Annotated in this window: 15 protein-coding genes; 12 read left to right on the forward strand and 3 right to left on the reverse strand. The window is 68.7% G+C overall.

Annotation, left to right across the window (positions count from 1 at the left end):
* Window positions 1-17: 17 nt before the first annotated feature.
* Window positions 18-1,838, reverse strand: a complete 1,821-nt coding sequence (locus V7D63_RS04505) for a DUF4153 domain-containing protein (RefSeq protein ID WP_333591065.1) — start codon at window positions 1,836-1,838, stop codon at window positions 18-20.
* A gap of 61 nt (window positions 1,839-1,899) precedes the next feature.
* Window positions 1,900-2,607, reverse strand: a complete 708-nt coding sequence (locus tag V7D63_RS04510) for a PepSY domain-containing protein (RefSeq protein WP_333591066.1) — start codon at window positions 2,605-2,607, stop codon at window positions 1,900-1,902.
* Window positions 2,608-2,722: 115 nt separating this feature from the next.
* On the opposite strand from V7D63_RS04510, the gene V7D63_RS04515 reads away from it, so the two are divergent.
* The 12 genes from V7D63_RS04515 (at window position 2,723) to V7D63_RS04570 (ending at window position 13,340) form a co-directional block, all read left to right on the forward strand.
* The gene (locus V7D63_RS04515) at window positions 2,723-4,528 is read left to right on the forward strand and encodes a M3 family oligoendopeptidase (RefSeq protein WP_333591067.1); all 1,806 of its coding nucleotides are present in this window, start codon (window positions 2,723-2,725) and stop codon (window positions 4,526-4,528) included.
* 73 nt (window positions 4,529-4,601) lie between these two features.
* Entirely contained in the window at window positions 4,602-7,661 is a 3,060-nt protein-coding gene (locus V7D63_RS04520; protein ID WP_333591068.1) for a tetratricopeptide repeat protein, read from the forward strand.
* A 91-nt stretch (window positions 7,662-7,752) separates the two neighbouring features.
* On the forward strand, window positions 7,753-7,995 hold the full coding sequence (locus V7D63_RS04525) for an aa3-type cytochrome c oxidase subunit IV (protein ID WP_333591069.1): 243 nt from the start codon (window positions 7,753-7,755) through the stop codon (window positions 7,993-7,995).
* Window positions 7,996-8,105: 110 nt separating this feature from the next.
* Window positions 8,106-9,239: a Re/Si-specific NAD(P)(+) transhydrogenase subunit alpha gene (locus tag V7D63_RS04530; RefSeq protein WP_333591070.1), complete on the forward strand. Its 1,134-nt coding sequence runs from the start codon at window positions 8,106-8,108 to the stop codon at window positions 9,237-9,239.
* Window positions 9,236-9,454: a hypothetical protein gene (locus V7D63_RS04535; protein WP_333591071.1), complete on the forward strand. Its 219-nt coding sequence runs from the start codon at window positions 9,236-9,238 to the stop codon at window positions 9,452-9,454. The genes V7D63_RS04530 and V7D63_RS04535 overlap by 4 nt, the downstream gene beginning before the upstream one ends.
* On the forward strand, window positions 9,454-9,792 hold the full coding sequence (locus tag V7D63_RS04540; protein WP_333591072.1) for an NAD(P) transhydrogenase subunit alpha: 339 nt from the start codon (window positions 9,454-9,456) through the stop codon (window positions 9,790-9,792). Before V7D63_RS04535 ends, V7D63_RS04540 begins: the two co-directional genes overlap by 1 nt.
* Window positions 9,789-10,073: a hypothetical protein gene (locus V7D63_RS04545; RefSeq protein WP_333591073.1), complete on the forward strand. Its 285-nt coding sequence runs from the start codon at window positions 9,789-9,791 to the stop codon at window positions 10,071-10,073. The genes V7D63_RS04540 and V7D63_RS04545 overlap by 4 nt, the downstream gene beginning before the upstream one ends.
* Window positions 10,073-10,375 (forward strand): nucleotidyltransferase domain-containing protein, encoded by a 303-nt coding sequence (locus tag V7D63_RS04550; RefSeq protein WP_333591074.1) that lies wholly within the window; start codon window positions 10,073-10,075, stop codon window positions 10,373-10,375. The genes V7D63_RS04545 and V7D63_RS04550 overlap by 1 nt, the downstream gene beginning before the upstream one ends.
* Window positions 10,376-10,407: 32 nt before the next feature.
* Window positions 10,408-10,719 (forward strand): HepT-like ribonuclease domain-containing protein, encoded by a 312-nt coding sequence (locus V7D63_RS04555; RefSeq protein ID WP_333591075.1) that lies wholly within the window; start codon window positions 10,408-10,410, stop codon window positions 10,717-10,719.
* Complete coding sequence (locus V7D63_RS04560; protein WP_333591076.1) at window positions 10,716-12,131, forward strand: NAD(P)(+) transhydrogenase (Re/Si-specific) subunit beta; 1,416 nt, start codon at window positions 10,716-10,718, stop codon at window positions 12,129-12,131. Before V7D63_RS04555 ends, V7D63_RS04560 begins: the two co-directional genes overlap by 4 nt.
* A gap of 368 nt (window positions 12,132-12,499) precedes the next feature.
* Window positions 12,500-12,919: a cupin domain-containing protein gene (locus tag V7D63_RS04565; protein WP_333591077.1), complete on the forward strand. Its 420-nt coding sequence runs from the start codon at window positions 12,500-12,502 to the stop codon at window positions 12,917-12,919.
* Between the two features lie 13 nt (window positions 12,920-12,932).
* Entirely contained in the window at window positions 12,933-13,340 is a 408-nt protein-coding gene (locus V7D63_RS04570) for a DUF1801 domain-containing protein (protein ID WP_333591078.1), read from the forward strand.
* Window positions 13,341-13,343: 3 nt separating this feature from the next.
* Here the strand turns inward: V7D63_RS04570 and V7D63_RS04575 are convergent, their stop codons facing one another.
* Entirely contained in the window at window positions 13,344-13,571 is a 228-nt protein-coding gene (locus tag V7D63_RS04575) for a hypothetical protein (RefSeq protein ID WP_333591079.1), read from the reverse strand.
* Window positions 13,572-13,586 lie beyond the last annotated feature (15 nt).

Below are 13,586 nucleotides of genomic sequence, written 5' to 3' on the forward strand. Positions count from 1 at the left end.
GCGTGGTGAGCGGGGGGTTAATCGGCGGCGGCGGCCGTATTGCATTCGCGGGTCCGATCGAGACGCGCGACGGCGCCGTCTCCGAATTGAAGGTCGGGCCAGGCCGGCGTCGAGGGTTTCAACCCGCCGTTCTTCATCATCAGCCGGGGGTCGGTGATGCGGATGCGGTCGCCGTCGCAACCGGCGAGGCGATAGGCGCCGCGCGCCCGCCAGCCGTCGGCCGTGCGTTCCATCAGCTCGACGTTGAAGCCGGTCGCGATCAAGACTTCCACGCGGCCGTCGCCGTTCAGGTCCATCGTCGTGACCACGCAATCGCCCGCCGCGCGGCAAGGGACGCGGGGATCGCCGGGCCTGACCGGAACCGCCAGCTCCGCCGGAAGCGGCGAACCGGCCGGATAGACTTCGAACACCGGCGTCACGTCCGGGGCGTCGACGTCAGGCAGGCTGTAGCGGTTCTTGGCGGCCTGCGCCTCGCGCGCCCGGCGGGCGATCGTTGGGTCCGATGAACGGGTCAGGCGCGCCAGGGCGGCCTGTCCCGCTCGCCCGCTCTCGAAACGGAGGAAGCGATAGTCGAACTTGTCGGGCGTCACCGCCCCGCGCTCCAGCCGGGCGACCTGGCTGGCGACCGACAGGCGGGCCGGGTCGGCGATGGGGGTGAACAGGCAGATGACGACGACGATGGCCAGCACGCCCGCCAGCACATTGGTCCGCTCCAGCGGCTTCATCCAGTCGCCGCCGCGCCACAGGGGCGACAGGGCCGCGAAGCCGTAGCCGCCCGCATAGACCGCGCCGAGCAAGGCGCAGGCCGAGGCGATGATGCGGTCGGGCGTCAGGCCGTACTGGCCGATGCGCAGCGACAGCCCCCAGACGGCGATGGCGATCAGCGGCGTCAGCAGCACCGACGCCACGCGCACCGCCAGCCGCAGCACCGCGGGCGGACGGTTGTCAGGCTCGCCGTCCTGATAGGCGGTGTTGATCAGGATCACGAGCGCGCCCGCCGCCGCCAGCACCAGGGCGGTCGTGCTGCCGGTGCGCCACAGCCCCTCCATGCCGGTGAACGGCAGGGCCGCCAGGAAGCCGCCGACCAGCACGGTGATGACCAGCAGCAGCCACGACAACAGCATCAGGGCCACCGACCGCACGCCTCGGATCAGGCCGGGCCGCACATCGGTCAACTGGACCGCCAGGGCGAAGGCGACGGCCATCAGAGGCGCGCTGAACCAGGCTTCGCGCAGAAGGTCGTTCAGGGCGCCGATGCCGATCAGGTTGAACAGGGCGCCGCCCAGATGCAGCAGCAGCCAGAAGGCCAGGGCGAAACCCAGCGACAGGGCCAACTGCACCCCCGCCAGCCAGGCGGTGTCGAAATAGGTCGGATAGGCCGCGATCAGGCGCCGCTCGCGATCCGCGGGCAGCACCAGGTGATGGCCGATGAACAGGGCCGCCGCCGCGAACGGCATCAAGGGGAAGTCCAGGAACGGCGGATCAGTCATCTCGCTGGCCGACTGTCGGGCGATGTCGCTCCAGCCCAGCAGGGCCAACACAAGGCCCGCCGACAGGGTCCAGATCACCAGCGTGACCAAGCGCAGACGTCCGATCCCCGCCAGCAGGGCGGCGGGTAGGTAGAGGGTGACCAGCAGCAGGGGACCGAAGATCTCGGGTTGGGTCGCGGGCCAGACGTGCGTGGCGCTCTCACCATCGGCGGCGTGGATCAACCAGGCCAGGACCAGCCCCTGGATCAGGCCGACGGCCAGCCGCGCGGCGGCCGTGACGCCCCAGGCGGTGTCGGACAGGCTGTCGCGACCCGTCCGTTCCGGGGTTTCGGCGGAGGTCTCGGTCATGTCGCGCGTCCCTCGTTCGAGGCGCAGGGTGACCCAAGCCGTCGCCGTTGGAAAGCGGGCCTCAGACGCGTCGCCGCGACCGCGCCCAGTCGCGCGCCAGCCGGATCCACAACAGGACGAAGCCGCTGAGCACCACGGTGAAGGCCAGGACGGTGGTGAAGATCAGCAGCGGATGGTTGAAATTCTCCCCATCGCCGAAATTCATGATGTGGAGCCGCCAGAAGAAATCATAGAAGCGCCACATGCCGGAGCGGCGGCTGACGACCTCGCCGCTGTCGGGCGACAGATAGAAGGTGGTGCGTTCGGCGTCGTCGAAATCGACCCGCCACAGGGGACCGTCCTTGCCGGTTTCGGCCGGGGCCTGGGCCAGCAGCCGGGCCGAGATCGGCGCGCCGTCGCCCGTGTAGGACCCGGCCGCCAAGCGTCGCGCCTCGTCGGGGGTCATCGCCGGGAAGCGGGCGCCGGTCGCGGCGGACACCACGGTCGCGGCGCCGTCGACGGGCGTCAGGATCCAAGCCGGGCCGCGCGGCGTGGGCTTCAGCTCGGCCTTGACCGGATCGAGACCGGTCGCGGCGCGCACGGCGTCCAGTGAGCGCAGGCCGGGGGGCAGGGGGGCGGGATCGACGGCGCGGACATGATGTTCGCCGCGCACCCGTTCGATCGGCAGGGCGGTCATCACCAGGCCGCCGCCGACCCAGAACAGGATCTGCAACCCGACGACGAGCGCGATCCATTTGTGCAGCCAGGTCGCCGCCCTCAGCACCTGCATGGTCCGTCTCCTCGTTCGCGGGGCGTCGGCTTACGCCGGGCGGTCGGCGCGCGCCAGACCCGTTCGGACGCGAAGGCCGTTGCGTCGGGGCTTCGGCGTCCCCACTAATCCCGGCATGAACGCACCCTTCAAGACCGCCGCCCCCGTCACGCCCGACGCCCCGTCATGGGACCTGTCCGATCTGTATTCCGCCCGCGATGACGCCCGCGTGGCTGGGGACCTGGCCGCCGCCCAGGCCGTGGTCGCCGAGCTGAACGGGCTGGAGGGCCGGCTGGCGGCGTCGGCGGGCGATGCGGCGGTCCTGGGCGGCCTGCTGGACCAGGCCATCGGCCTGTACGAACGGGCGTCGGACCTGTTGGGCGCGCTGGGGGCCTATGCCTTCCTGGCCGCCTCGACGGCGCGCGACGATGCGGACGCGCAAGGGTTCGAGGCCGACCTGCGCGAAAAGATCACCGCCATCGCCACGCCGACCGTGTGGCTGACGCTGGAGATCAACCAGATCGACGACGCGGCGTTGGAGGCGGCCTTGACCGCCGATCCGAATGCGGCGCGCTGGCGGCCCTGGCTGCGGCGGGTGCGGGCGATGAAGCCGCATGAACTGTCGCCCGAGCTGGAGCGGTTCATCGCCGAACGCGCGCCGATTTCGGCCCAATGGCCGCGTCTGTTTGACGAAACGCTCGCGGCCCTGCGGGTCGAGGCGGGCAAGGAGACCCTGACCCTGTCCGAGGCGCTGAACCGGCTGTCGGACCCGAAGACGGCGCGGCGCAAGGCGGCGGCCGAGGGGCTGAACACCGCCCTGGGCGCCGAGGCGCGGACCATGGCCCTGGTGCTGAACACCGTCGCCGCCGACAAGGCGATGGAGGAACGCTGGCGCGGATTCAGACGTCCCGCCGACAGCCGCCACCTGGGCAATGAAGTCGACGGCGACGCCGTGGACGCCATGGCCGAGGCGGTGGCTCAGGCCTATCCGCGTCTGTCGCACCGCTATTACGCGCTGAAGGCCAAGGCCATGGGCAAGGCGCGGCTGGACCAGTGGGATCGCAACGCCCCGATCGAGACGACGGCCCCGCGCGCCTATGACTGGGATCAGGGCAAGGCGGTGGTGCTGGACAGCTTCGCCGATCTGGGCGGGGACTTCGCGGACCGGGCGCGGTTGTTCTTCGACCGGCCGTGGATCGACGGGCGGGCGCGGCCCGGGAAACAGTCGGGCGCCTATTCCCACCCCGTGACGGCGGATCGGCACCCCTATGTCTTCCTGAACTGGATGGGCGAGCGGCGCGACGTGCTGACCCTGGCGCACGAACTGGGGCACGGGGTGCACCAGACCCTGGCGGCCGGGCAGGGGACGCTGCTGGGCGACACGCCGCTGACGCTGGCCGAGACGGCGTCGATCTTCGCCGAGGGTCTGACCTTCGACCGGCTGCTGGCGATCTCGCCGAAGTCGGAACAGCGCGGTCTGTTGGCTGGGCGGATCGAGGACGGTCTGAACACCGTGGTGCGCCAGATCGCCTTCCACCGCTTCGAGACCCGTTTCCATGACGAACGCCAGTCGGGCGAGGTCTCGGTCGAGCGCATCGGCCAGATCTGGCTGGAGGAGATGGGGGCCAGTCTGGGACCGGCCGTGACGCTGAACCCCGGCTATGAGCACTGGTGGAGCTATGTCAGCCACTTCGTGCACACGCCCTTCTATGTCTATGCCTACGCCTTCGGCGACCTGTTGGTCTCGGCGCTGATGGAGGCGCGGCGGGCCGATCCGGCGGGGTTCACGCCGCTGTACCGCGAGCTTTTGGCCGGGGGCGGGACCCGGACCTATGTCGAGGCGCTGAAGCCGTTCGGCCTGAACCCGCGCGACCCGGCCTTCTGGGCGGCGGGCTGCAAGCGGCTGGAGCGGCTGGTGGATCAGTTCGAGGCCGTCGCCTGAATCGATCCATCACTTGACGTATGGTCGGCGCCGCCTTCCTGTCTAACCCGCGTAAAAAGGGTGCGACGGCATGGTGCGAGTTCTGATTGCGGCGGCGACCGCCGGAGCGGCCTTGATCGGCGGCGTGGCGTCGGCGCAGGAGGTCGAGCGCGCGCCGGTCCCCGATTGGGTCGAACCGCTGCCCCTGACGAACGCCCCGGCGACGCCCGATGACGCCCCGATCCGCATGCTGGCGGTCGATGAACAGATCCGCCTGGACGCCGAGGGCGTGCACACCTTCTACCTGCGCCGTATCCAGGTGCAGACCAGCCAGGGACTGCCCTACGTCAGCACCGTCAGCGCCGTCTGGAATCCGCCGCGCGACCGGCTTCAGGTCCATGCCGTGCGCATCATCCGCGGGGACCAGGTGATCGACGCCCTGGAGGGCCAGACCTTCCAGACCCTGCGCCGCGAGGACAATCTGGAATCCTCCATGCTGGACGGGCGGCTGACGGCGACGCTGCAACCGCGCGACGTGCGGGTCGGCGACATCGTGGAGACGGCCTTCACCATCCACGACGACGGCGGGGTGCTGGCGCCGCACCGCGAGGCCCTGTCGCAACTGAGTTCCGGTCTGCCCGTCGTCTATTACCGGATGCGCGCCAGTTGGCCCGCGAACATGACCCTGCAAGCGACGGCCAGCGCGCCGTGGACGGACGTCCGTCCCCAACGCCAGGGGCGGGACTGGGTGTTCCAGATCGAGGCGCGCGACCTGGCGCCCGAACACCTGCCCGACAATCTGCCGGGCCGTTTCCGCCTGAACCGGACGACCCAGATCACCGACATGGCCGATTGGAGCGCGGTCTCGACCCTGATGGCGCCGCTGTACGCCCGGGCCGAGACGCTGGAGCCGGATTCGCCGCTGACGGCCGAGATCGAACGCCTCCGCGCCGCCCACGACACCGACGAGGCGCGGGCCGCGGCGGCGCTGCGTCTGGTTCAGGACGAGGTCCGCTATCTGGCCCTGTCGATGGGCGAGGGTGGCTATGTGCCGATGAGCGCCGACGAGGTGTGGCGCAGCCGTTACGGCGACTGCAAGGGCAAGACCGTGCTGTTGCTGGCCCTGCTGCACGGCCTGGGCATCGAGGCCGAGGCGGCCATGGTCAGCACCGGCAACGGCGACGGCCTGCCCGAGCGGCCGCCCGTGGTGGGCTGGTTCGACCATGTGATCGTCCGCGCGACCATCGGCGGCCGGGTCTATTGGATGGACGGCGCCCGCGTCGGCGACCGCAGCCTGGCCGATCTGGTCCCGCCGTCCTACCACTGGGGCCTGCCGGTTCGGGCCGAGGGCGCGGGCTTCCTGCCGATTGAACAGCCTTCGCCCAGCCTGCCCAACGTCGAAACCGTGTTGGACGCCGACGCCTCGGCGGGTCTCGATGCGGAAACGCCGATCACGATGGACTTCATCTATCGCGGCGATTCGGCGGTGCAGATGCGTCAACGGGTCGGCTCGGTCCCGCGCGACCAGTTGGAGACCATGATGCGGGCGTCGATGGACGACGATTCCGGCACCCTGAAGATGGAATCGGTCGACACCCGTTATGACGACGAGACCAACACCTTCCACCTGATCTTCCACGCCAAGGGGCGGCTGAGCTGGGTCAATACGACGGGCGGCCGGGTCATGGGCGTGGCCGAGGCGGCCATCACGATTCCCAATCAGCCGAAACGCGAGGGCCTTCAGGCGCCCTACGCCGACTATCCCTACGCCCTGTATCATCCGTTCATGAGCAGGGTGACGGTGCGGGTCCGGCTGCCCAACGGCGGTGAGGGGTTCAGCATCGAGGGCGGCGATCAGGTGATCGAGGCGGGCGGCTATCGCATCGAGCGTCGCGCGGCTCTGAACGACGGCGTCGCCGTGGTGACGCGCATCATGACCAGCCTGGCCCCTGAAATCTCGGCCGAGGAGATGGACCGCGCGCGCAAACGTTCGGAAAGCCTGGTCGACACCGTCGCCCGCATCCGCGCGCCCGCCGCCTATGCCGCCACGGACGCCGACCGCGCCCGGCTGGAGCCTGGCGACGACGCCGTGTCCGAACTGGTCGAACGCGCCGAGGCGCTGTGGAAATCCGGCGACAACGAAGGCGCGCTGGCGCTGCTGGACGCCGCCGTCGCGAAGGAGCCGGACAACGCCAAGGCGCGCCGCACGCGCGGCGACGTGCGGCTGGACCAGAACGACTTCACCGGCGCGCGTGAGGATTTCGACCACGTCGTCGAACTGGACCCCGTCGATGTCGAGGCCCTGGTGGGCCAGGGCCGCGTCGCCGCGAGCGAAGGCCGCTACGCCGACGCCGTCGTCAGTTTGACGATCGCCCTGCGGTTGGACCCGACGGATGTGGAGGCCTTGTCGCGACGTGGCGCGGCCTATCACCAGATCGGGCGCTGGGACCGATCCCTGACCGACTATCGCGCGTTGAAGACCGCCTTGCCGAATAATGACACGGGGCTGTTCGGCGAGGCGCGCGCCCTGATCCGTCTGGATCGGGCGGATGAGGCGCGGACTCTGGCGCGGGCCAAGCTGGAGACCGATCCCGTCAACTATGTCGCGAACAACATCCTGGCCGAGATCGCCAGGCGGCAGGGCCGGTTCGAGGAAGCGCTGACGGCCATCGACGCCGGGATCGCGGCGTCGCCGGACAACTATAATCTGCTGACGTTGCGCGCCGAGCTTCGCGCCCGTTCCGGCGACGCCCCCGGCGCCCGCGCGGACTTCGCGACCCTGCGGGCCGTGTCGGGCGGAAACCCCTTCCTGATGAACAATATCTGCTGGAACCAGGGCATCACCGGTTTCGACTTGGATCAGGCCCTGGCCGATTGCGACGTCGCCGTCGCCACGGGCGAGGCCAGCATCATCGACAGCCGGGCGATGGTTCTGCTGCATCTGGGCCGATACGAGGAGGCGAAGGCCGCCTATGACCAGGCCCTGGCGGGCCAGCCGAACCAGTCGGCCTCGCTGTATGGACGCGGCCTGGCGCGCCTGGCGCTCGGCGACGCCGGCGGCCGCGAGGACCTGGATCAGGCCAGGCGGTTCGACGTGGACGTCATCGACGATTTCGCCGTCTTCGAGGCGCGCCATCCCGAGATCAGGCGATGACGCGGCGCCAATCGCGAGCGAGCGGGCTTGAGCCGACCGTCGTCCCGGTTATAAGAGCCACGAACCGACTCTGAGGACGCCCGAGACCGCCATGGCCGCTTCCAAACACACCGACGACTACGCCCGCGGCTCGCAGGAGATCAGCGAACAGGTCTCGACCTGGCATCTGTTCCTGGCCCTGGCCAAGTGGGGTTCGCTGATCATCGGCGCGGTCGTGCTGTTCCTGACCCTGTGGTTCATGCCGAACGGCAGCTTCTTCTCGGGCTTCTTCGCGGGGGCCTTCATGCTGGCGGCGGGCTGGTTCTTCCTGCGCTCCAAGCCGACCTCGCACTGAATTCTTGCGCTGCCGCTCGCGACGCGGCCGCTCACGGCTTGAGCGTGCTTTGACGCCTCCCCGACAATCGGCCTAACGTCGCACCGTTCAGATTGAACGGGGAGATTCGCTTGGCCGTCGCCGTCGCCGTCACCCGCGAACGCCGAGAGGGCGAAACTCGCTGCGCCGTCACGCCCGAGACGGTGAAGAAGCTGATCGCCATGGGCGCGACCGTGGCGGTCGAGGCGGGGACGGGTCTGGGGTCCTCCATCCCCGACGCCGACTACGCCGCCGTCGGCGCGACCATCGCCAAGGACACCAAGGCCGCCCTGGCCCACGCCGACGTGCTGCTGAAGGTGCGCGGCCCGACGGCCCAGGAGATCAGCGCCCTGAAGTCCGGCGCCATCGTGATCGCCATGCTGGACGCCTATCGCGAGAAGGACACGGTCGAGGCGCTGAAGGGCGCGGGCGCGACCGCCTTCGCCATGGAGTTCGTGCCCCGCATCACCCGCGCCCAGGTCATGGACGTGCTGTCGTCCCAGGCCAACCTGGCCGGATACCGCGCGGTGATCGAAGCGGCCAACGCCTTTGGACGCGGCTTCCCGATGATGATGACGGCGGCGGGCACGGTCGCCCCGGCCAAGGTCTTCGTCATGGGCGTGGGCGTGGCGGGTCTGCAGGCCATCGCCACGGCGCGGCGGCTGGGCGCGGTGGTCACCGCCACCGACGTGCGCCCGGCCACTAAGGAACAGGTCGAGAGCCTGGGGGCCAAATTCATCGCCGTCGAGGACGAAGAGTTCGCCAACGCCCAGACGGCGGGCGGCTATGCGAAAGAGATGTCCGCCGAATACCGCGCCAAACAGGCGGCCCTGACCGGCGAGCACATCAAGAAACAGGACATCGTCATCACCACCGCCCTGATCCCCGGCCGCGCCGCGCCGGTGCTGGTCACGGCCGAGCAGGTGGCCTCGATGAAGCCCGGCTCGGTGCTGGTCGACCTGGCCATCGAGAACGGCGGAAACGTCCAGGGCGCCAAGCTGAACGAGACGACGGTGACGGCGAACGGCGTGTCCATCGTCGCGCCCGCCAACCTGCCCGGCCGGATCGCGGCCGACGCCAGCAATCTGTACGCCCGCAACCTGGTCGCCTTCCTGGACCTCATGGTGAAGGACGGGGCCGTGGCGCTGGATCTGGAGGACGAGATCCTGAAGGCGGCGGTCGTCACTCACGGCGGCGCCGTTGTGCATGAGGGGGTGAGGGGATGAACGACACGCCCAAGGACAATGGATTTCTGCACGGCTTCCTTTCCGCCACGGCGGCGCTCGGCGTCCTGCTCTTGTGTGTCTGGATCGGTCTCTGGGCGGTGCAGGCCCTCGGCGGGCCGGACTGGCGCATGCCGATGAAGCTGCTCTACAGCGCGTTCACCCTGATCTTCCTGGGCCTGGCGCTGCGAACCGTGATGACGGCGAGGAAGAACTGATGGAACACGTCGATCCCACCGTCTTCCGCCTGGCCATCTTCGTGCTGGCGATCTTCGTCGGCTATTACGTCGTCTGGTCGGTGACCCCGGCCCTGCACACGCCGCTGATGGCGGTGACCAACGCCATCTCCAGCGTCATCATCGTCGGCGGGCTGTTGGCGGCGGCGGCCCTGTCGGGCGATGCGACCGGCGTGAATGGCTGGATCGCCAAGGGCGCGGGCGTCGCGGCCGTGACCCTGGCCAGCGTCAACATCTTCGGCGGCTTCATGGTCACCCGACGGATGCTGGCCATGTACAAGAAGAAGGACAGGCCCAAGGCGGCTTCGGGGGCCGGATGACGCCCGACGCCGTCCGCATCGCGATCTTCGCCTCCTGGGCCGCCACCGGCGTCGGGCTGGGCCTGTGGGTCTGGAGCTGGATCGGCGCCAAGACCGCCATCCAGAAGCTGCGTTTTCAGGACTGCGGCATGGTGCTGGTCTTTTCGGCCATAGTGGCGCGGGTGATCGTCCAGACCAAGGCGTGGACCGCCTTCGACTGGCTGCTGCTGGTGCTGGGACCGATCTTCATCGCCGCCGCCCTGTGGCGGCTGACGCGAACGATGGCCGCAGGGAGGGACTGATGGGCGAACCGCGGACCCTTCTGGACCAGGCGCTGACCGCCGTTCGGGAAGAGCGGCCGTCCGCACGGGCCATGGGGGTCGAACTGGTCGGGATCGTCGGCTCTATCGCCAGGGGCGAGGGGCGCACCGACAGCGATGTCGATGTCGTCTATGACGTGATCGGGCGGCCCACTCTGTTGGATCTCGGCGCGATCGTCGTGGAGTTGGAGGACCGACTTGGGCGACGTGTCGATCTCATCGGGCGCGAGGCGATGAAGCCCGATCGATGGGCGTACATGGGCCGTGACCTCGTGGTGGCCTGATGGATGAGGCCGTTCGGATCAGGCTGACGGAGATGCGCGATAACGCCGCCCAGGCGCTGGCGTTTCTCGACGCTCGGGGACCGACCGAACTCGACGCCGATCCCCTCTACGCCTACGCCATCTTGCACGCCGTGCAGATCGTCGGGGAGGCGGCGCGCAAGGTCCCGGACGACATTCGCGACAGGGCGCCGTCGGTGGCGTGGCGGGCGTCGGTCGCCATGCGAAACATCCTCGTCCACGACTACGGCAAGGTCAGTCTTCAAATCCTCGTGGATACGGTGCGGAATGATTTTCCGCCCCTGATCGCCGAACTCGAACGCCTTCTGAGGGAACAGGACACATGAACGCATCGATCGCGGCACTGGCCTATCTGGCGGCGGGCGTCCTGTTCATCCTGTCGCTGCGGGGCCTGTCCAGCCCCGAGACCAGCCGCCAGGGCAACACCTTCGGCATGATCGGCATGGCCCTGGCCATCGGGGTCACCCTGCTGACGCTGGGGACCTCGGGCGCGCTGGACCCGTTGACCCTGGGTCTGATCGCTGGCGGCGTTGTCGTGGGCGGGGGCGCCGGCGCCTTGATCGCCAAGCGCGTCGCCATGACCGACATGCCGCAACTGGTGGCCGCCTTTCACAGCCTGGTCGGCATGGCCGCCTGTCTGGTCGCGGTCGGCGCCGTCTATGCGCCCGAGGCCTTCGGCATCGCCAACGGACTGGGCGGGATCAAGACCGCCTCGATCATCGAGCTGAGCCTGGGGGTGGCCATCGGGGCGGTGACCTTCACCGGCTCGGTCATCGCCTTCGCCAAGCTGAACGGAAACATGAGCGGGGCGCCGATCATCCTGCCGGCGCGGCACCTGATCAACATCGGCCTGGCCCTGGGCCTGGTGCTGCTGATCGGGGTCATGATCGGTTCGGGCGGGACGGCGGTCTGGGCCTTCTGGGGCGTGTTCGCCATCGCCCTGATCCTGGGCGCGACCCTGATCATCCCCATCGGCGGAGCCGACATGCCGGTGGTGGTGTCGATGCTGAACAGTTATTCCGGCTGGGCGGCGGCGGCCCTGGGCTTCACGCTGGAGAACATCGCCCTGATCATCACCGGCGCCCTGGTCGGGTCGTCCGGCGCCATCCTCAGCTACATCATGTGCAAGGGGATGAACCGCAGCTTCTTCAGCGTCATCCTGGGCGGCTTCGGCGGCGAGACGGCGGGCGCGGCGGGCGGCCACGTCGAGACCCGGCCGGTCAAACAGGGCAGCGCCGACGACGCCGCCTTCATCATGAAGAACGCCTCAAAGGTCATCATCGTGCCCGGCTACGGCATGGCGGTGGCCCAGGCCCAGCACGCCCTGCGTGAAATGGCCGACAAGCTGAAGGAGGAGGGCGTCGAGGTGAAATACGCCATCCACCCCGTCGCCGGCCGCATGCCCGGCCACATGAACGTGCTGCTGGCTGAGGCCAATGTGCCCTATGACGAGGTGTTCGAGCTGGAGGACATCAACAGCGAATTCTCGACCTGCGACGTGGCCTTCGTCATCGGCGCCAACGACGTGACCAACCCCGCCGCCAAGACCGACCCCCAGTCGCCGATCTACGGCATGCCCGTGCTGGATGTGGAGAAGGCCGGCACCGTGCTGTTCATCAAGCGCGGCATGGGTTCGGGCTATGCGGGCGTCGAGAACGAGCTGTTCTTCCGCGACAACACCATGATGCTGTTCGCCGACGCCAAGAAGATGGTCGAAGGGATCGTGAAGGGGCTGTGAGGTGATCCAGCCCGGCGATTGGGGCACGCTCTTACGAAGTCCAAGACCAGAAACGGTCGTTAGTTGGTTCTTGTGGCTAGCCGTCGCCTTACCGGTGATGCTGGCGCCGATGGTGCTGCATTTTCAGCCCGGCTACGTAACGCGAAAGCCGAGACCAGCTCTTTGGATTGCGGCAACACTGACGGCTTTGCTGACCGCGTTTGGAGTATATGTCGGGGTTCAAGACCGCTGGCATCAGGCACGGTGTTGGAGAGGTTTGGCTGACGGTGTTCGACCTGTAGCACCGCGATGCGAGAGCGTTCCGCCGCATGGAGTTAGCGGCCTTTACAATCAGCCGGGCTGGCACAAGCAGTGATCCAATCTGACCCATGACCGCCGATGACATCATCCGCCGCCTTGGCTTCCAGGCCCATCCCGAAGGCGGGCACTACCGCGAGACTTTCCGCGATCCCCGGTTGATAGACGGGCGGGCAGCGTCGACGGCGATCCTGTTCCTGCTGAAGGCCGGAGAGCGGTCACATTGGCATCGCGTCGATGCGGTCGAGGTCTGGCACTTTCACGCCGGGGCGCCGCTGGCGCTCAGCATCGAGGGCCAAGGCGTGCTGACGCTGGGAGCCGATCTGGCGGCGGGGCAGACGCCGCAGGGTGTGGTTCCGACCGGCGCCTGGCAGGCGGCGGAGAGTCTGGGCGACTGGACGCTGGTTGGCTGCACCGTCGCGCCGGGTTTCGACTTTGCGGGATTCGAGCTTGCACCGCCGGGCTGGACGCCGGACGGTTGGAGCAACTGATGGGAGCGTGCTGATGCCGTCCGAACCCAAGACCAAACCCACCGACGCCTCGGTCGCCGACTTCATCGCCGCCGTCGAGAATCCGAAACGCCGCGCGCAGGCCCAGGTCATTCATGACCTGCTGACCGAGGTCAGCGGGGAAAAGGCCGTGATGTGGGGACCGTCGATCATCGGCTACGGACAATATCTCGGCCCGACCGGGTATTGGCCGCTGCATGGGTTTTCGCCGCGCAAGGCCAATCTGGTGCTGTATTTCGCGCCGGAGTTCCCCGAACGGGAGGCCCTGCTGGCCAAGATGGGTCCGCACAAGTCCAGCGTGTCGTGCGTCTATGTCACCGATCTGAACAAGATCGACCTGGACGTTGTGCGCGAACTGGCCGTCTGTTCGGCCGCCTCGACGCGGTTGAAGCACCCCGACTGAGCGTCAGGCCGCCAGCCGCATGTCGGCCGCCTCCCAGCCGCCCCGGGCTTCGTCCCACAGGGCGTCCTCGTCGGTGTAGCGCATGGCGGACGCTGCCGAGATGACGTCGACCACCTGTTCCTCCAGCCGGTCCCAGATCACGGCCAGGTCGGCGCAGCCCTCGGCCTCGCACGGCACGATCAGATAGCGGCTGGCGTTGACGGCGGCGGCGGGGGCGAAGCGGCGGGCCATGGTGTGTCTCCGGTC

The sequence above is a fragment of the Brevundimonas sp. genome, assembly GCF_036732845.1.
In the GTDB taxonomy this organism is placed as follows: Bacteria; Pseudomonadota; Alphaproteobacteria; order Caulobacterales; family Caulobacteraceae; genus Brevundimonas.

Coding starts and splice junctions, on each gene's coding strand:
- V7D63_RS04575 (WP_333591079.1), bottom strand. CDS start 13,571: ATGGCCCGCCGCTTCGCCCCCGCCGCCGCCGTCAACGCCAGCCGCTAT.
- V7D63_RS04565 (WP_333591077.1), top strand. CDS start 12,500: ATGACCGCCGATGACATCATCCGCCGCCTTGGCTTCCAGGCCCATCCC.
- V7D63_RS04540 (WP_333591072.1), top strand. CDS start 9,454: ATGGAACACGTCGATCCCACCGTCTTCCGCCTGGCCATCTTCGTGCTG.
- V7D63_RS04545 (WP_333591073.1), top strand. CDS start 9,789: ATGACGCCCGACGCCGTCCGCATCGCGATCTTCGCCTCCTGGGCCGCC.
- V7D63_RS04550 (WP_333591074.1), top strand. CDS start 10,073: ATGGGCGAACCGCGGACCCTTCTGGACCAGGCGCTGACCGCCGTTCGG.
- V7D63_RS04570 (WP_333591078.1), top strand. CDS start 12,933: ATGCCGTCCGAACCCAAGACCAAACCCACCGACGCCTCGGTCGCCGAC.
- V7D63_RS04535 (WP_333591071.1), top strand. CDS start 9,236: ATGAACGACACGCCCAAGGACAATGGATTTCTGCACGGCTTCCTTTCC.
- V7D63_RS04525 (WP_333591069.1), top strand. CDS start 7,753: ATGGCCGCTTCCAAACACACCGACGACTACGCCCGCGGCTCGCAGGAG.
- V7D63_RS04560 (WP_333591076.1), top strand. CDS start 10,716: ATGAACGCATCGATCGCGGCACTGGCCTATCTGGCGGCGGGCGTCCTG.
- V7D63_RS04505 (WP_333591065.1), bottom strand. CDS start 1,838: ATGACCGAGACCTCCGCCGAAACCCCGGAACGGACGGGTCGCGACAGC.
- V7D63_RS04555 (WP_333591075.1), top strand. CDS start 10,408: ATGCGCGATAACGCCGCCCAGGCGCTGGCGTTTCTCGACGCTCGGGGA.
- V7D63_RS04510 (WP_333591066.1), bottom strand. CDS start 2,607: ATGCAGGTGCTGAGGGCGGCGACCTGGCTGCACAAATGGATCGCGCTC.
- V7D63_RS04515 (WP_333591067.1), top strand. CDS start 2,723: ATGAACGCACCCTTCAAGACCGCCGCCCCCGTCACGCCCGACGCCCCG.